Origin of the sequence: Streptomyces spinosisporus, assembly GCF_022698145.1 — a bacterium.
GTDB lineage: Bacteria > Actinomycetota > Actinomycetes > Streptomycetales > Streptomycetaceae > Streptomyces > Streptomyces spinosisporus.
In genome coordinates, this window is the sequence record NZ_JALDAX010000017.1 from 57,019 (window position 1) to 72,481 (window position 15,463).

11 protein-coding genes are annotated in these 15,463 nt (G+C 71.6%); 7 read left to right on the plus strand and 4 right to left on the minus strand.

All coding sequences use genetic code 11. The annotated features are described in order from the left end of the window. Positions 1-144: 144 nt before the first annotated feature. The 4 genes from MQN93_RS34040 to MQN93_RS34055 form a co-directional block, all read right to left on the minus strand. Positions 145-2,661, minus strand: a complete 2,517-nt coding sequence (locus MQN93_RS34040; RefSeq protein WP_016435840.1) for a transglutaminase TgpA family protein — start codon at positions 2,659-2,661, stop codon at positions 145-147. Beyond that, positions 2,658-4,028, minus strand: coding sequence for a DUF58 domain-containing protein (locus MQN93_RS34045; protein WP_016435841.1), 1,371 nt, complete (start codon positions 4,026-4,028; stop codon positions 2,658-2,660). The genes MQN93_RS34040 and MQN93_RS34045 overlap by 4 nt, the downstream gene beginning before the upstream one ends. Continuing rightward, positions 4,028-5,068, minus strand: coding sequence for an AAA family ATPase (locus MQN93_RS34050; protein ID WP_016435842.1), 1,041 nt, complete (start codon positions 5,066-5,068; stop codon positions 4,028-4,030). The genes MQN93_RS34045 and MQN93_RS34050 overlap by 1 nt, the downstream gene beginning before the upstream one ends. Positions 5,069-5,306: 238 nt before the next feature. Further along, positions 5,307-5,852 (minus strand): beta-class carbonic anhydrase, encoded by a 546-nt coding sequence (locus tag MQN93_RS34055; protein WP_037782938.1) that lies wholly within the window; start codon positions 5,850-5,852, stop codon positions 5,307-5,309. 438 nt (positions 5,853-6,290) lie between these two features. On the opposite strand from MQN93_RS34055, the gene rsmH reads away from it, so the two are divergent. The 7 genes from rsmH (at position 6,291) to murD (ending at position 15,459) form a co-directional block, all read left to right on the plus strand. Then, a complete protein-coding gene (gene rsmH / locus MQN93_RS34060; protein WP_078516658.1) occupies positions 6,291-7,247 on the plus strand; it encodes a 16S rRNA (cytosine(1402)-N(4))-methyltransferase RsmH in 957 nt (318 codons plus the stop codon). Positions 7,248-7,302: 55 nt separating this feature from the next. Further along, positions 7,303-7,890: a cell division protein FtsL gene (ftsL, locus tag MQN93_RS34065; protein ID WP_242712550.1), complete on the plus strand. Its 588-nt coding sequence runs from the start codon at positions 7,303-7,305 to the stop codon at positions 7,888-7,890. 5 nt (positions 7,891-7,895) lie between these two features. Then, the gene (locus tag MQN93_RS34070; protein ID WP_308404485.1) at positions 7,896-9,857 is read left to right on the plus strand and encodes a penicillin-binding transpeptidase domain-containing protein; all 1,962 of its coding nucleotides are present in this window, start codon (positions 7,896-7,898) and stop codon (positions 9,855-9,857) included. 182 nt (positions 9,858-10,039) lie between these two features. Beyond that, positions 10,040-11,569 carry a UDP-N-acetylmuramoyl-L-alanyl-D-glutamate--2,6-diaminopimelate ligase gene (locus tag MQN93_RS34075; RefSeq protein WP_242712614.1) on the plus strand — a complete coding sequence of 510 codons (1,530 nt, stop codon included), beginning with the start codon at positions 10,040-10,042 and terminating at the stop codon, positions 11,567-11,569. A 4-nt stretch (positions 11,570-11,573) separates the two neighbouring features. Next, positions 11,574-12,989 carry a UDP-N-acetylmuramoyl-tripeptide--D-alanyl-D-alanine ligase gene (locus MQN93_RS34080; protein WP_242712552.1) on the plus strand — a complete coding sequence of 472 codons (1,416 nt, stop codon included), beginning with the start codon at positions 11,574-11,576 and terminating at the stop codon, positions 12,987-12,989. Then, positions 12,989-14,059 (plus strand): phospho-N-acetylmuramoyl-pentapeptide-transferase, encoded by a 1,071-nt coding sequence (gene mraY / locus MQN93_RS34085; protein WP_037782941.1) that lies wholly within the window; start codon positions 12,989-12,991, stop codon positions 14,057-14,059. Before MQN93_RS34080 ends, mraY begins: the two co-directional genes overlap by 1 nt. Next, positions 14,041-15,459, plus strand: coding sequence for a UDP-N-acetylmuramoyl-L-alanine--D-glutamate ligase (gene murD, locus MQN93_RS34090; protein WP_242712553.1), 1,419 nt, complete (start codon positions 14,041-14,043; stop codon positions 15,457-15,459). The genes mraY and murD overlap by 19 nt, the downstream gene beginning before the upstream one ends. Positions 15,460-15,463: the final 4 nt, after the last annotated feature.

Consider the following 15,463-nt stretch of genomic DNA (forward strand, 5'->3'; position numbering starts at 1 on the left):
CTCCCGCAGACAAGTGACTCCCGCAGACAAGTGACTCCCACGGACGAATGAGGGGGTGACCACGCACCAGGTGGTCACCCCCTCAGCCGTACCCGACGTCCGGCTTTCACGGCGCCCGCCCCCAGGGGGACGGGCGCCGTGCTGTCAGCCGCCGCTCTCCTGCCCGGACGGCCGGCGCACCAGCGTCGCCAGGGCCGACCAGCGGTCGGTCAGCCGGGCCCTGACGGCGGCCCAGCGGTCCGTGGCCTCCCACACCGCCCGGATCGCCGACCGGGGCGCCACCACCGCACGCACCCGCGTGGTCCAGCCGACCCTGGACCGCAGCGCCACCCGCAGCCTGCGCACGTCGTCGGCCAGTCCGGGCCTGACCTGCGGCTCGGGTGCGAAGAGCACCACTTCCACCGCGCTCGCCACGCGGTGCACCGACTCCGCAGTGGCCGGATCCAGCTGTCCCAGCCGCACGATGCGCGCCGCCGCCTTGCGCGGGGTCAGCGCGTCGTCCGGCACGATGCCGTAGTCCCAGGCCGTGTCCGTGAGCTCGCGCCAGACGGCCAGGACATGGCCCGCGGCCACCTGCGCGGCGAACCGGGCCTCGGCCTCGACGGGCAGGACCGTCACGTCGACGTCGTCCCTCGCCCCGGCATCCTGGCGCCGCGCTCTGCGCGACTCGTGGGCCAGTGCCGGCCCCGACGCGGAGTGCTGGGCCGAGGTCAGCCGCACCGAGCGCCGTCGCAGGCGCCACAGCATGGGCAGCAGGGGTACGGCGATCACGAGGAGCCCGAGCAGGGACCAACCGGCGAGCTTGTACCAGGGCGGGCCGCCGTCCTGGGGCTTGGCCGCGTCCGGCGGGACCGCGCCGGCGCATGCCTCCAGCTTCTTGTCCAGAGCCGAGCAGCTCGTGCTCGCCGACGGCGCCGACGAGGCGGAGGAGCCCGCCGACTGCGAGGGCCGCTGCACGTCGGGAAGGCTGGTGCCCGGGGTGTCCGTCTGCGTGTACGAGGGCGCCACACCGCGGTTCGGGGTCGGCTCGAAGCGGGTCCAGCCCACGCCCTCGAAGTACAGCTCGGGCCAGGCGTGCGCGTCCTTCAGGCCCACCGACACCGTGCTGTCCGCCTGGGGCGTACCGGGAGCGAAGCCCACCGCCACCCGGGCCGGGATGCCCAGGCTGCGGGCCATCGTCGCCATCGCGAAGGAGAAGTGGACGCAGAAGCCCTCCTTGTCCTTCAGGAACTTGGCGATCGCCTGCGGGCCGTTGCCGACCTGCACCTGGGTGCTGTACTGGAAGCCGCCGTTGACGGCGAAGTAGTCCTGGAGCTTGACCGCCTGCTCGTAGTGGCTGGTCGCGCCCTCGGTCACCTTGCGGGCGGTCCTCGCCACCACCGAGGGCACCGAGTCCGGCAGCTTGGTGTAGTCGCGCTTGATGGAGGCGGGCGGCTCCGGCGCGTCCGCGAGCTGCTCCGCCGTCGGCTGCACGTCCAGGCTCTTGACCGTGTAGGTCTTGCCGCGCGTGGTCTCGCCGTGGTCGCCGACCAGGGTCATGCCGACCGGCTCGTAGCGCCACTTGCCCGAGACGTCCACGTCGCTGGGCGGATACGGCATCGGCAGCCAGTCCTGGGCGTACCAGTCGGCGGCCGAGACGCGGGTCTCGATCTCCGCGCGCTTGACGTCCGGGGCGAGGCCGGACGGGGCCGGGAACGAGTCCGGGACGCCCGTGACATGCCGCTTGGACGGTCGCCAGGTGCTGCCGTCGAAGTCGTCCAGCGACACGATCCGCATGTACAGGTTCGAGATGTCGTTGCTGTTGGTCTTCAGGGTCATGACCTGGCGGTCCTCGTCCACGTTCAGACTGTCGCGCAACGAGACCAGGGGGTTGACCGCGGAGATCGTGCCGCCGCCTCCGGTGCCCGAGCCCACGCCCGTGCCGGCGGTGTCCAGCAGGCCGCCGTTCATCGCGGGCAGGGCCAGCGGCACCACGAGGGCGACGCCCAGGGCGACGAACCCGATCCGCCGCCCGGTGCGCACCGGTGCCACCGCGCCGCGCTCCGCACCCGGTGAGCGCGCGGCGCCGCCGAAGATCCGGCCCCACTGCGAGAGCCGCTCACGCCCCTCGGCCAGCAGCAGCATCAGATAGCCGGCCGCGGCGACCAGGAACCACAGCCAGTCGGCGCCGCCGTCGGACAGCCCCGCCGCCACCGAGTACAGCGCGAGCAGGGGCAGACCGGCCGGGGCCGCGCTGCGGAAGGTCACCGCGAGCGTGTCCACCGCGAGGCCGATGATCAGCACCCCGCCGAGCAGCATCAGCCTGATGCCGTCGGACTCCAGGGGCGCCGGGATCGCATACCGCGCGATGTCGTCGCCCCCCTGCCGCAGCAGGTCGGAGAAGTGACGGAAGGCCTCGGGGCCCGGGACCAGCCCGATCAGGGCCTGCTGCCGGGCGAACGTCAGGGTCAGCAGCATCAGCGTGACCAGCGCCTGTGCCGCCACAGTCAGCGGCCGGGCCAGCGGCACCCGCCGGGTCGCCGCGCCCACACCCGTCTGCACCGCCAGCATGAGGGCCGCCTGCAGGATCCAGGTGGCCGGGGAGACCAGGGGCAGCAGGGCGCAGGACGCCATCAGCGTGGCCGCCCAGGCGCACAGCGCCAGTCGTGCCCGCCCGCTCATGAGCCCGCCCCCTCACCGCTCGTCCCGCTGGCTGCCAGACCCGTGCGCTCGCGGTCCGCCTGCCGCCACAGCTCGCTCAGCGACACGCCCCGCGGCACGGTCAGGGCCGTCCAGCCCGCCTCGCGCAGCATCCGCAGCCGCTCGCCCTGCTGGTCCAACGGCCCGGGCACATCGCTCGGTTCCCGCATCCAGGCGCGGCTGTCCAGCACGAAGGCGACCGCGCCCCCGCTGCGCTGGCGCATCTTGGCGGCCACCGCGGCCTGTTCCTCGTCCAGGTCGCCGAAGAAGGCCACCAGAAGCCCTTCGTTCCCGCCGCGCAGCACGTCGTACGCCCTGGACAGGCCCGTGCCGTCCGAGTGGTCGATCACCGCGAGGGTGTCCATCATCAGCCCGGCCGCGTCCGCCGTCTCCTGGCTCGCACCGGCGAAACCGTCGGCGCCCTCGCCGGGCACGGAGTTGCCGCTGTCCGTCAGCAGCCGTACGGAGAAGCCCCGTTCGAGCATGTGCACCAGCACGGACGCGGCGCCCGAGACCGCCCACTCGAAGGCCGAGTCCGGGCCCGCGCCCTCGAAGGCGATGCCCCGGGTGTCCAGCAGCACCGTGCAGCGTGAGCGCTGGGGCTGCTCCTCGCGGCGCACCATCAGCTCGCCGTAGCGTGCGGTCAGGCGCCAGTGGACGCGGCGCAGGTCGTCGCCGTAGCGGTAGCCGCGCGGGATCACGTCGTCCTCGCCGGCCAGGGCGAGCGAGCGCTGCCGGCCGTCGCCGTACCCCTTCGCCTCGCCGGCCAGCCGCACCGGAGGAAGCGCCTCCACGCGTGGGATCACCGTGAGGTTGTCGAACGTCGAGAAGGACCGGGTCAGCTCGCACATCCCGAACGGGTCGGTCAGGCGCAGCTGCAGCGGGCCGAGCGGATAGCGGCCGCGCAGGTCGGAGCGGACCCGGTAGGACACCTCGCGACGGCCGCCCGGCTCCACCCGGTCCAGGACGAACCGGGGGCGCGGGCCGAGCACGTAGGGCACCCGGTCCTGGAGCATCAGCAGGCCCGTGGGCAGCCGCGAGACGTTGTCCATCCGCAGATGGACCCGGGCCTCGCTGCCGGCGGGCACGCGCGCGGGCGAGAGCCGGCGGCTGCCGGCCACGCGGTAGCGCGTGCGGTACAGGAACAGCGCGCAGACCAGGGGCAGCACGGCGAGCAGCAGGCCCACCCGCAGCAGATCGCTCTGCCCGAGGACGTAGGCGCAGACGGCGGCCGCGATGCCGGCCGCCAGGAAGGAGCGTCCGCGGGTCGTCAGACCCGCCAGAGCCGTGCGGACGCCGCCCCTCTCGCCCCGGTCGGCGTCCGCGTGCCCCGTCCCCCCTGAGGTCATCACAGCCTCCGCGGCGGTTGCTGGGGATACGCCGGAGCGCCCCGGCCGAGGCCGCCGAAGCCGCTCTGCTGCTGAGGCGCCGCGGGCACCGCGGTGCGCTGCAGGATCTCCTGCACGACCTGCTCCGCGGTGCGGCGGTTGAGCTGGGCCTGGGCCGTGGGCAGCAGCCGGTGGGCCAGGACGGCGACGGCGAGCGCCTGCACGTCGTCCGGCAGCGCGTACTCCCGGCCGCTGAGGGCCGCGGCCGCCTTCGCCGCGCGCAGCAGGTGCAGCGTCGCGCGCGGGGAGGCGCCGAGTCTGAGGTCGGGGTGGGTGCGCGTGGCGGCGACCAGGTCGACCGCGTACCGCCGGACCGTTTCCGCCACGTGGACGCCGCGGACCGCCTCGATCAGCTTCACGATGTCGTGGGCGTGCGCCACCGGTTGCAGGTCCTCCAGGGGGGACACGCCGCCGTGCACGTCGAGCATCTGCAGCTCGGCCTCCACGCTGGGGTAGCCCACGGAGACCCGGGCCATGAAGCGGTCGCGCTGGGCCTCGGGCAGCGGGTAGGTGCCCTCCATCTCGACCGGGTTCTGCGTGGCCACCACCATGAAGGGGCTGGGCAGCTCGTAGGTCTGCCCGTCGATGGTGACCTGGCGCTCCTCCATGGACTCCAGGAGCGCCGACTGCGTCTTGGGGGAGGCGCGGTTGATCTCGTCGCCGATCACGATCTGGGCGAAGATCGCACCCGGCTTGAACTCGAAGTCCCGGCGCTGCTGGTCCCAGATCGAGACACCGGTGATGTCCGAGGGCAGCAGGTCGGGGGTGAACTGGATACGGCGCACCGAACAGTCGATGGACCGGGCCAGCGCCTTGGCCAGCATGGTCTTGCCCACGCCGGGGACATCCTCGATCAGAAGATGTCCCTCGGCGAGCAGTACGGTCAGCGAAAGCCGTACGACCTCGGGCTTGCCCTCGATCACTCCTTCCACCGAACTGCGGACCCTCTCCACAGTGGCAGTCAGATCAGTGAGGCTCGCTCGATCGTCATAGGTCGTCACCCGGCCCTCCTCGGCCCGTTCTTTCTCCGGGCCGTCGCTCTGCGATGCGGACCGGCCCACCCCGAAACACGGACACCACGCGTGAAAAGTTCCGCGTGACGTCACACCCCGCATTCTTGCTGCCGTTACCGATTCGTGTCACTCGACTGTGGACAACTGGCTGCGATATGTCGGGTTTTACGACGCTTGGGCTCCAGCATGCGCGGGTTTTGCGAAAAACGAGAAGGGCCGGGTGCGGTCACTCGGGGTCGATCTCGCGCAGCAGACCCGTCTTCACGTCGAACACGAAACCGCGTACGTCGTCGGTGTGCAGCAGGAACGGGGAGGTGCGCACGCGCTGCATGGACTGCCGTACGTCCTGCTCGACGTCCCGGAAGGCCTCGACCGCCCAGGCGGGACGCTGGCCGACCTCCATCTCCAGGTCGTGCCGGAAGTCCTCGGTGACGGCCTCCATGCCGCAGCCGGTGTGGTGGATGAGGACCACGCTGCGGGTGCCGAGCGCGCGCTGGCTGATGGTCAGGGAGCGGATCACGTCGTCGGTGACGACCCCGCCCGCGTTGCGGATGGTGTGGCAGTCGCCGAGTTCCAGGCCGAGCGCCTGGTGCAGGTCGAGGCGGGCGTCCATGCAGGCCACGACCGCGACGTGCAGGACGGGGCGGGCGTCCATGCCGGGGTCGGTGAATGCGGCGGCGTACCGTTCGTTCGCCTCTACGAGGCGGTCCGTCACCGTGCCGCCGCGTATGGCGCCCTCGGACTCGGTGGGGACGGATGCGGGAGTCGTCATACCCATGACGTTACTGGTCACCTGCGAATCGGTCGCGGCGTGGCTATGGGAAAAGGCAGTCATCACAGTCCTCTTGTGAGGTACCCCACACGGGTGGTCGTAAGGGGGCCGTGCGGGTCGTTTTCCCTGATCTGCCACATCGCACGCATGCCGTGCCACGACGCGCATGCCGGTTGATTGACCGCGGGGGGCCGTGGACTAGAGTGACGCGGAGCGGGAGGCGGTGCGCTCCCTGCTGGACTGACATTCCCGGAGGCCACACGCGGTGGGCGGCCTCCCCACGTGCGCGGCGCGTACGTAACGCTCGGCCTCCTCCCGCTCCCGGTCGGCTGACGCTCCCGGCGCCGGCAGGCCTCCCCTTCTTCGGGGGTCCCCAGCTCGCTGGGGAGGGCGGGGACCCGGCGGTGCGTACGGCCGCGCCGGATCTGAGAGGGACCCTTGAGCGAGAGTCGACACGTCCCGGTGATGCTCCAGCGGTGCCTGGACCTGTTGGCCCCCGCACTGCAGCGGCCCGGAGCCGTGGTCGTCGACTGCACCCTCGGTCTCGGCGGGCACAGCGAGGCCCTGCTGACCCGGTTCCCCGAGGCCCGGCTGGTCGCCCTCGACCGCGACAAGGAGGCCCTGCGGCTGTCCGGCGAGCGGCTCGCCCCCTTCGGTGAGCGGGCCACCCTGGTGCACGCCGTCTACGACGAGCTGCCGGACGTACTGGAACGGCTCGGCATCGCGCGCGTGCAGGGCGTCCTGTTCGACCTCGGCGTCTCCTCCATGCAGCTCGACGAGGCCGACCGCGGCTTCGCCTACGCCCAGGACGCCCCGCTCGACATGCGCATGGACCAGACGACCGGCATGAGCGCCGCCGAGGTCCTCAACACCTATCCGCCGGGCGAGCTGGTGCGCATCCTGCGGGCGTACGGCGAGGAGAAGCAGGCCAAGCGGATCGTGGCGGCGATCGTGCGCGAGCGCGCGAAGGAGCCGTTCAGCAACAGCGCGCGGCTGGTCGAGCTCATCCGGGACGCGCTGCCGCAGGCCGCCAAGCGCACCGGCGGCAACCCGGCCAAGCGCACCTTCCAGGCCCTGCGCATCGAGGTCAACGGCGAGCTCTCGGTGCTGGAGCGGGCGATCCCCGCCGCGGTGGACGCCCTCGACGTGGGCGGACGCATCGCCGTCCTGTCGTACCACTCGCTGGAGGACCGCCTGGTCAAGCAGGTGTTCGCGGCCGGCGCCGCGAACACCGCCCCGCCCGGGCTGCCGGTCGTGCCCGAGCGCTACCAGCCCCGGCTCAAGCTGCTCACGCGCGGTGCCGAACTTCCCACCGAGGAAGAGGTCGCCGAGAACCGGCGTGCGGCACCCGCGCGGCTGCGCGGGGCCCAGCGCATCAGGGAGTCCGTCGAATGAGCGATGTGCACCAGTTCGGGGAGTGGGTTGGGAAACCGGACTCGCTGGAGGGCGTGTGAGTAGGAAACCCGAACTGAAGGGGCGGGCCGCTCGGCTGGCACGGCTCTTTCCGGGACCGGCGAACCGCAGACAGGCGGCCCGTACGCCCTTCGTCCTCCTCGTCGTCCTCCTCCTGGGCGGCGGCCTCATCGGTCTCCTGGTGCTGAACTCCGCGGTCAGCGAGGGCTCCTTCAAGCTCGACGACCTCCAGAAGGACACCAAGAGCCTCACCGACGAGGAACAGGCGCTGCAGCGGGACATCGACTCCTACTCCGCCCCGGAGGCCCTCCAGCGCCGCGCCCGCGAGCTCGGCATGGTCCCCGGAGGGGACCCCGCGTTCCTGAATCCCGACGGCACCGTGAAGGGCGTCCCCTCGGCCGCCGCCGAGCAGTCCGTCGCCGATCGCCCGCTCGTGCTGCTCCCGCCCGAGGCCCTTGAGTCCGAGCCGGAACCCGGCACCTCCCCGGCCCCGGACGCGCCGTCCGACGGGGCGACGACTCCGGCCGCGCTGCCCGGGCAGCCGACGACCCCCGCGGCCCTGCCCGCCGGGGCGACCACCCCGGCGGCCCTCTCCACCCCGACGACCACGACCCCCGGCAGGTGACGGAAGTGTCCGACAGGGAACCGCAGCGCCGCCGCGTGCCTGGCCCCGCGCGTCCCGCCCGCCCCGCCTCCGGCCGGCCACGCCCGGGCCCCGGCGCCCGCCCGGCCCGCCGCCCGGCGCCGGGCCGCCCCGGGGCCCCGAAGATCCTCCGGCTGGGCAGCGCCCGCCCCCGGCTGCGCATGGTCAGCCTGGCGCTCACCCTGGTGCTGATCGCCTTCGTCGTACGGCTGCTGCAGGTGCAGGCCGTGGACGCGAGCTCGTACGCCGCCAAGGCCGAGCAGAACCGCTACGTCGGCCACGTCCTGACCGCCGAGCGCGGCGGCATCACCGACCGCAACGGCGTGGCCCTCGCCAACAGCGTGGACGCCTACGACCTCACCGCCGACCCCACGATGTTCACCCGCGCCCAGCTGAAGATCGACGACGGGCCCGAGCAGGCGGCCGCGCTCCTCGCGCCGATCCTCGGCGTCGACCAGCAGTCGATCGTCAAGAAGCTGCGGCCGAAGAACAAGGAGTCGCGCTACGTCCTGCTCGCCCGCCGCCAGACCCCGCAGGTGTGGACGCAGATCAAGGACCTGAAGTCGGCCCTCGTCGCCAAGGGCGAGACGGACAAGTCAACGGTCAACGTCCTCGCCGGCGTCTTCGCCGACCCCAGCAACAAGCGCGTCTACCCCAACGGCGACCTCGCCGCCGGGATACTGGGCTGGGTCAACGACGACGGCAAGGGCGGCGGGGGCGTAGAGCAGCAGTACGACAAGGAGCTGGCCGGCAAGGACGGCAAGATCCGCTACGCCCAGTCCGGCGGACGCCTGGTGCCCACCGTGGGCTCCACCGAGACCCCCGCCGTGCCCGGCAGCGATGTGGAGCTCACGATCGACCGGGACATCCAGTGGGCCGCGCAGAACGCGATCGCCAAGCAGGTCAAGGAGTCCAAGGCGGACCGCGGCTACGTGATAGTGCAGGACACCCGGACCGGCGAGATCCTCGCCATGGCCAACGCGCCCGGCTTCGACCCGAACGACCTGTCCAAGGCGAGCTCGAAGGCCCTGCACAACTGGGCCGTCGAGGACGCCTTCGAGCCCGGCTCCACCGCCAAGATCATGTCGATGGCGGCCGTGCTGCAGCAGAACGTCGCCACCCCGCTGACGCATGTCGTCGTGCCGAACCGGCTGCACCGCGGCGACCGGCTCTTCAAGGACGACATCGACCACGAGACCTGGAACCTGACGCTCAACGGCGTGCTCGCCAAATCCAGCAACATCGGGACCATCCTGGCCACCGGGCAGCTGGGCAAGACCCAGGCGCAGGCCAACAAGGTCCTCTACTCGTACCTGCGCAAGTTCGGCCTCGGCGAGTACAGCGGCCTCGGCTTCCCGGGCGAGACCAAGGGCATCCTCGCCCCGCCCGACAAGTGGTCGACCTCGCAGCAGTACACGATTCCTTTCGGCCAGGGCGTCTCCCTCAACGCACTGCAGGCCGCCTCCGTCTACTCGACCATCGCCAACGGCGGCGTACGCATCGAACCCACCCTCGTGCGCGGCACGAAGGGACCCGACGGGCGCTTCGCACCGGCCCCGAAACCCAAGAAGAACAGGGTCGTCAGCGCGAAGACGGCGAAGACCCTCGCGCAGATGCTGGAGTCCGTCGTGGACGACCAGGAGGGGACCGGCACCAAGGCGCGCATCCCCGGCTACCGGGTCGCGGGCAAGACGGGTACGGCCAACCGCGTGGATCCGGCCACCGGCAAGTACCGCGGCTACACCTCCTCCTTCGCCGGATTCGCGCCCGCGGACAACCCCCGCGTGACCGTCTACTGCGCCATCCAGAACGCCACGAGCGGAAGTTACTTCGGCGGCCAGATCTGCGGACCCATCTTCAAGGAGGTCATGGAGTTCGCCCTGAAGACCCTTCAGGTCCCGCCCACCGGGGCCAAGGCCGCGAACCTTCCCGTCACCTTCAAGCCCTGATCAGCGCAACCAGCCAGGAACGCTCCGTGACCATGATCACTCCAGATTCCGGGAACCGGACCCCGCCCCCGTCCGGAGAGCCGGCCGCGGGGCCCTCGCTTCGCCCGCAGGCGGGTGGGCCCGGTACGCTCACCGCCGTGCCACACGCTGATCAGTCCCAAACCACCCAGAAGGGCGCATCCGTGACGTACCCGGGGCCGCCCAGGCCGGTACAGGTCTCCGCCACACCCCTCGCGGAGCTCGCCGATCAGCTGGGCGCCGCAAGGCCGCAGACCGCGCAGGACGCCGTCGAGGTCACGGGCATCACCCATGACTCGCGCGCCGTGCGCCCCGGAGACCTGTACGCGGCCCTTCCGGGCGCCCGGCTGCACGGCGCCGACTTCGTCACCCAGGCCGCCGGTCTCGGCGCGGTCGCCGTGCTGACCGACCCCACCGGCGCCGAGCGCGCCCGCGCGACCGGCCTGCCGGTCCTGGTCGTCGAGGACCCGCGCGGACAGATGGGCGAGCTGGCGGCGACGATCTACGGCCACCCCGGCCGGGACCTGCTCCAGATCGGCATCACCGGCACCTCCGGCAAGACCACCACCGCCTACCTCGTCGAGGGCGGTCTGCGGACCAAGAGCAACACCGGACTGATCGGCACGGTCGAGATGCGCATCGGCGACGAGCGCATCAAGTCCGAGCGCACCACCCCCGAAGCCACCGACCTCCAGGCCCTGTTCGCGGTCATGCGCGAACGCGGCGTCGAGGCGGTCGCCATGGAGGTCTCCAGCCACGCCCTGGTCCTCGGCCGGGTCGACGCCTGTGTCTTCGACATCGGCGTCTTCACCAACCTGAGCCCGGAGCACATGGAGTTCCACTCCGACATGGAGGACTACTTCCAGGCCAAGGCGCAGCTGTTCACGCCGAAACGCAGCAGGCTCGGCGTGGTCAACGTGGACGACGAGTACGGCCGCCGGCTGGCCAAGGAGGCCGGCGTCCCGGTCGTCACCTTCTCCGCCGAGGGCCACCCGGACGCCGACTGGCGCGCCGAGGACGTCGAGATCGGCCGGCTGGACTCGACCTTCACCGCCATCGGCCCCCAGGGCGAGCGGATCGACGCCAGGTCGCCGCTGCCGGGCCCCTTCAACGTGGCCAACACCCTCGCCGCGATCGTCGCGCTCGCCGCCGCCGGGCTCGACCCGCAGACCGCCGCTGACGGCATCGCCGCCGTGCCGGGCGTGCCCGGGCGCCTGGAGCGCGTGGACGCCGGACAGCCGTATCTCGCGGTCGTCGACTACGCCCACAAGACCGACGCCGTCGAGTCGGTGCTGCGCGCCCTGCGCAAGGTCACCGAGGGCAGCCTGCACATCGTGCTCGGCTGCGGCGGGGACCGCGACAAGACCAAGCGGGAACCGATGGGCGCCGCGGCGGCACGCCTCGCCGACACGGCCGTACTGACCTCCGACAACCCCCGCTCCGAGGACCCCCTCGCGATCCTTGCAACCATGCTCGTGGGCGCGGCGTCCGTACCAGCACACGAACGCGGCGAGGTCCAGGTCTTCGAGGACCGGGCCGCCGCGATCGCCGCCGCCGTCGCCCGCGCGCAGCCCGGGGACACCGTGCTGGTCGCGGGCAAGGGCCACGAGCAGGGCCAGGACATCGCCGGAGTGGTCCGTCCCTTCGACGACCGCCAGGTGCTTCGCGAAGCTATCCAGAAGACCCAGGGATGAACTTGTGATCGCCCTCTCTCTCGCCGAGATCGCAGAAGTCGTCGGCGGGCAGACGCACGACATACCGGATCCGTCCGTCCAGGTCACCGCTCCGGTCGTCCGGGACTCCCGCGAGGTGGAGCCCGGCAGCCTGTTCGTCGCCTTCGTCGGCGAACGTGTGGACGGCCACGACTTCGCCCAGCAGGTCGTGGACGCGGGCGCGGTCGCCGTGCTGGCGTCGCGCCCCGTGGGCGTGCCCGCGATCGTCGTCGAGGACGTGCAGACCGCGCTCGGCGCCCTCGCCCGTCATGTCGTACGACGCCTCGGCGCGACCCTCGTGGCCCTCACCGGCTCCGCGGGCAAGACCAGCACCAAGGACCTCATCGCCCAGGTGCTGCAGCGCAAGGCGCCGACGGTGTACACGCCCGGCTCGCTCAACAACGAGATCGGACTGCCGCTCACCGCGCTGACCGCCACCGAGGAGACGAGGTTCCTCGTCCTGGAGATGGGCGCCCGCGGCATCGGCCACATCCGCTATCTCGCGGGCCTGACACCCCCGAGGATCGGCCTCGTCCTGAACGTCGGCACCGCCCACATCGGCGAGTTCGGCGGCCGGGAGCAGATCGCCGAGGCCAAGGGCGAACTCGTCGAGTCCCTCCCGGCGTCCGACGAGGGCGGCACCGCGATCCTCAACGCGGACGACCCCCTCGTACGGGCCATGGCGTCCCGTACGAAGGCCAAGGTGGTCCTCTTCGGGGAGGCCGACGAAGCGGACGTACGCGCCGAGAACGTGCGACTCACGGACACCGGACAGCCCGCCTTCAGGCTTCGCACACCCTCCGGTGCAAGCGACGTGACCATACGCCTGTACGGTGAGCACCACGTGTCGAACGCGCTCGCCGCGGCCGCCGTCGCCCATGAGCTGGGCATGTCCGCGGAAGAGATCGCCACCGCGCTCTCCGAGGCGGGCTCCCTCTCCCGCTGGCGCATGGAGGTCACCGAGCGACCGGACGGCGTGACCATCGTCAACGACGCCTACAACGCGAACCCCGAGTCCATGCGAGCCGCTCTGCGCGCGCTCGTGGCCATGGGCACCGGGCGGCGGACCTGGGCGGTGCTCGGCAAGATGGCCGAGCTCGGGGACGAGGCGCTCGCCGAGCACGACGCGGTCGGACGGCTCGCCGTCCGGCTCAATGTCGGCAAGCTCGTCGCGGTCGGGGGCAGGGAAGCGTCCTGGCTGCAACTGGGCGCATATAACGAGGGTTCGTGGGGTGAGGAGTCGGTGCACGTGTCCGACGCACAGGCGGCTGTCGACCTGTTGCGCAGCGAGTTGCGCCCGGGGGACGTCGTGCTCGTGAAGGCGTCCCGGTCGGTCGGTCTGGAGAGCATCGCGGAGGCGCTGCTCGCGACCGGTGCCGAGGGTGAGGTTGCCGCCCGATGATGAAGCAGATCCTGTTCTCGGGAGTCATCGGCCTTTTCCTGACGCTGGTCGGCACTCCGCTGCTGATCAAGCTTCTGGCCCGCAAGGGCTACGGCCAGTACATCCGGGACGACGGTCCGCGCGAGCACGCCAGCAAGCGCGGTACGCCGACCATGGGCGGTATCGCCTTCATCCTGGCGACGGTTGCCGCCTACTTCCTGTCCAAGCTCATCACCGGCTACGCGCCCACCTATTCGGGCATGCTGGTGCTCGGCCTGATGGTCGGCATGGGCCTGGTCGGCTTCCTCGACGACTACATCAAGATCGTCAAGCGGCGTTCGCTGGGCCTGCGGGCCAAGGCGAAGATGGCCGGCCAGCTGATCGTCGGCATCTCCTTCGCCGTACTGGCCCTGCAGTTCCAGGACGTCCGCGGCAACACCCCAGCCTCCACGAAGCTTTCGTTCATCACCGACTTCGGCTGGAAGATCGGCCCGATCCTGTTCGTGGTCTGGGCGCTGTTCATGATCCTCGCGATGTCGAACGGCGTGAACCTCACCGACGGTCTGGACGGCCTCGCCACCGGCGCCTCCGTCCTCGTCTTCGGCGCCTACACCTTCATCGGCGTCTGGCAGTTCCAGGAGTCCTGCGCCAACGCGCAGACCCTGACCAACCCGGGCGCCTGCTACGAGGTGCGTGACCCCCTCGACCTCGCGGTCATCGCCTCCGCGCTGATGGGTGCCTGCCTCGGCTTCCTGTGGTGGAACACCTCGCCGGCCAAGATCTTCATGGGCGACACGGGCTCGCTCGCCCTCGGCGGTGTCCTCACCGGCCTCGCCATCTGCTCGCGCACCGAGCTGCTGGTGGCCATCATGGGCGGCCTGTTCGTCCTCATCACCATGTCGGTGGTCATCCAGGTCGGCTCGTTCCGCCTCACCGGCAGGCGGGTCTTCCGGATGGCGCCGCTCCAGCACCACTTCGAACTCAAGGGCTGGTCCGAGGTCCTGGTGGTGGTCCGCTTCTGGATCATCCAGGGCATCTGCGTGATCGTCGGACTGGGTCTCTTCTACGCGGGATGGGCAGCGGACAAGTGACCGACTGGCAGGGCAGGCACGTCACCGTCGCCGGACTCGGCGTCTCGGGGATCCCGGCGGCCAAGGTGCTGCACGCGCGCGGGGCGCACGTCACGGTCGTCAACGACGGCGACGACGCACGCGCGCGTGAACAGGCCGCCGAACTCCAGGCGCTGGGCATCACGGTGCGTCTCGGTGACGGCGCGACCCTGCCGGACGGCACCGAACTCGTCGTCACCACACCGGGCTGGAAGCCGGACAAGCCGCTGTTCGCGGCGGCCCGCGAAGCCGGCCTGGAGATCTGGGGCGACGTCGAACTCGCCTGGCGCCTGCGCGGCCCCGACGCCGCCCCCTGGCTGGCCGTCACCGGCACCAACGGCAAGACCACGACCGTGCAGATGCTGGCCTCCATCCTGAAGGCCGCCGGTCTGCGCACCGCCGCCGTCGGCAACATCGGCGTCTCCCTGCTCGACGTGGTCCTCGGCGAGGAGCAGTACGACGTCCTGGCCGTGGAGTTGTCGAGCTATCAGCTCCACTGGGCGCCGTCCCTGCGCGCCCACTCCGCCGCCGTCCTGAACCTGGCCCCCGACCACCTCGACTGGCACGGCTCCATGGAGGCCTACGCCGCCGACAAGGGCCGTATCTACGAGGGCAATCGCGTCGCCTGCGTCTACAACGCGGCCGACAAGGCCACCGAGGACCTGGTGCGCGAGGCCGACGTCGAGGAAGGCTGCCGGGCGATCGGCTTCACGCTCGGCACCCCCGGTCCCTCCCAACTCGGCGTCGTGGACGGCATCCTGGTCGACCGCGCCTTCGTGGAGAACCGGCAGCGCAACGCCCAGGAGCTCGCCGAGGTCGCGGACGTGAACCCGCCGGCCCCGCACAACATCGCCAACGCTCTCGCGGCGGCGGCGCTCGCGCGCGCCTTCGGGGTGCCCGCCGCGGCCGTACGCGACGGCCTGCGCACCTTCACCCCGGACGCGCACCGCATCGCGCATGTCGCCGACGTGGACGGCGTCGCGTACGTCGACGACTCCAAGGCGACCAACACCCACGCCGCGGAAGCCTCGTTGGCGGCGTACGAGTCCATCGTCTGGATGGCCGGCGGGCTCGCCAAGGGTGCGACCTTCGACGAGCTGGTCGCCAAGTCGGCGAAGCGGCTTCGCGGCGTCGTGCTCTTCGGCCGGGACCGGGCCCTGATCCGCGAAGCCCTCGCGCGACACGCGCCGGAAGTACCCGTCGTCGACCTCGACCGGACCGACACTGGGGCGATGCTCGCGGCTGTCCAGGAGGCCCGGCGGCTCGCGACCGCGGGCGACACGGTGCTGCTGGCCCCGGCCTGCGCCTCCATGGACATGTTCGCCAACTACAACAAGCGCGGTGACGCGTTCGCGGAGGCGGTTCGCGAACTCGGCTCCTGACCGA

What these genes read in the sequence shown, in the direction of transcription:
- MQN93_RS34040 (WP_016435840.1), bottom strand. Translation starts at nt 2,661, where the DNA reads ATGAGCGGGCGGGCACGACTGGCGCTGTGCGCCTGGGCGGCCACGCTG.
- MQN93_RS34045 (WP_016435841.1), bottom strand. Translation starts at nt 4,028, where the DNA reads ATGACCTCAGGGGGGACGGGGCACGCGGACGCCGACCGGGGCGAGAGG.
- MQN93_RS34055 (WP_037782938.1), bottom strand. Translation starts at nt 5,852, where the DNA reads ATGACGACTCCCGCATCCGTCCCCACCGAGTCCGAGGGCGCCATACGC.
- mraY (WP_037782941.1), top strand. Translation starts at nt 12,989, where the DNA reads ATGAAGCAGATCCTGTTCTCGGGAGTCATCGGCCTTTTCCTGACGCTG.
- murD (WP_242712553.1), top strand. Translation starts at nt 14,041, where the DNA reads ATGGGCAGCGGACAAGTGACCGACTGGCAGGGCAGGCACGTCACCGTC.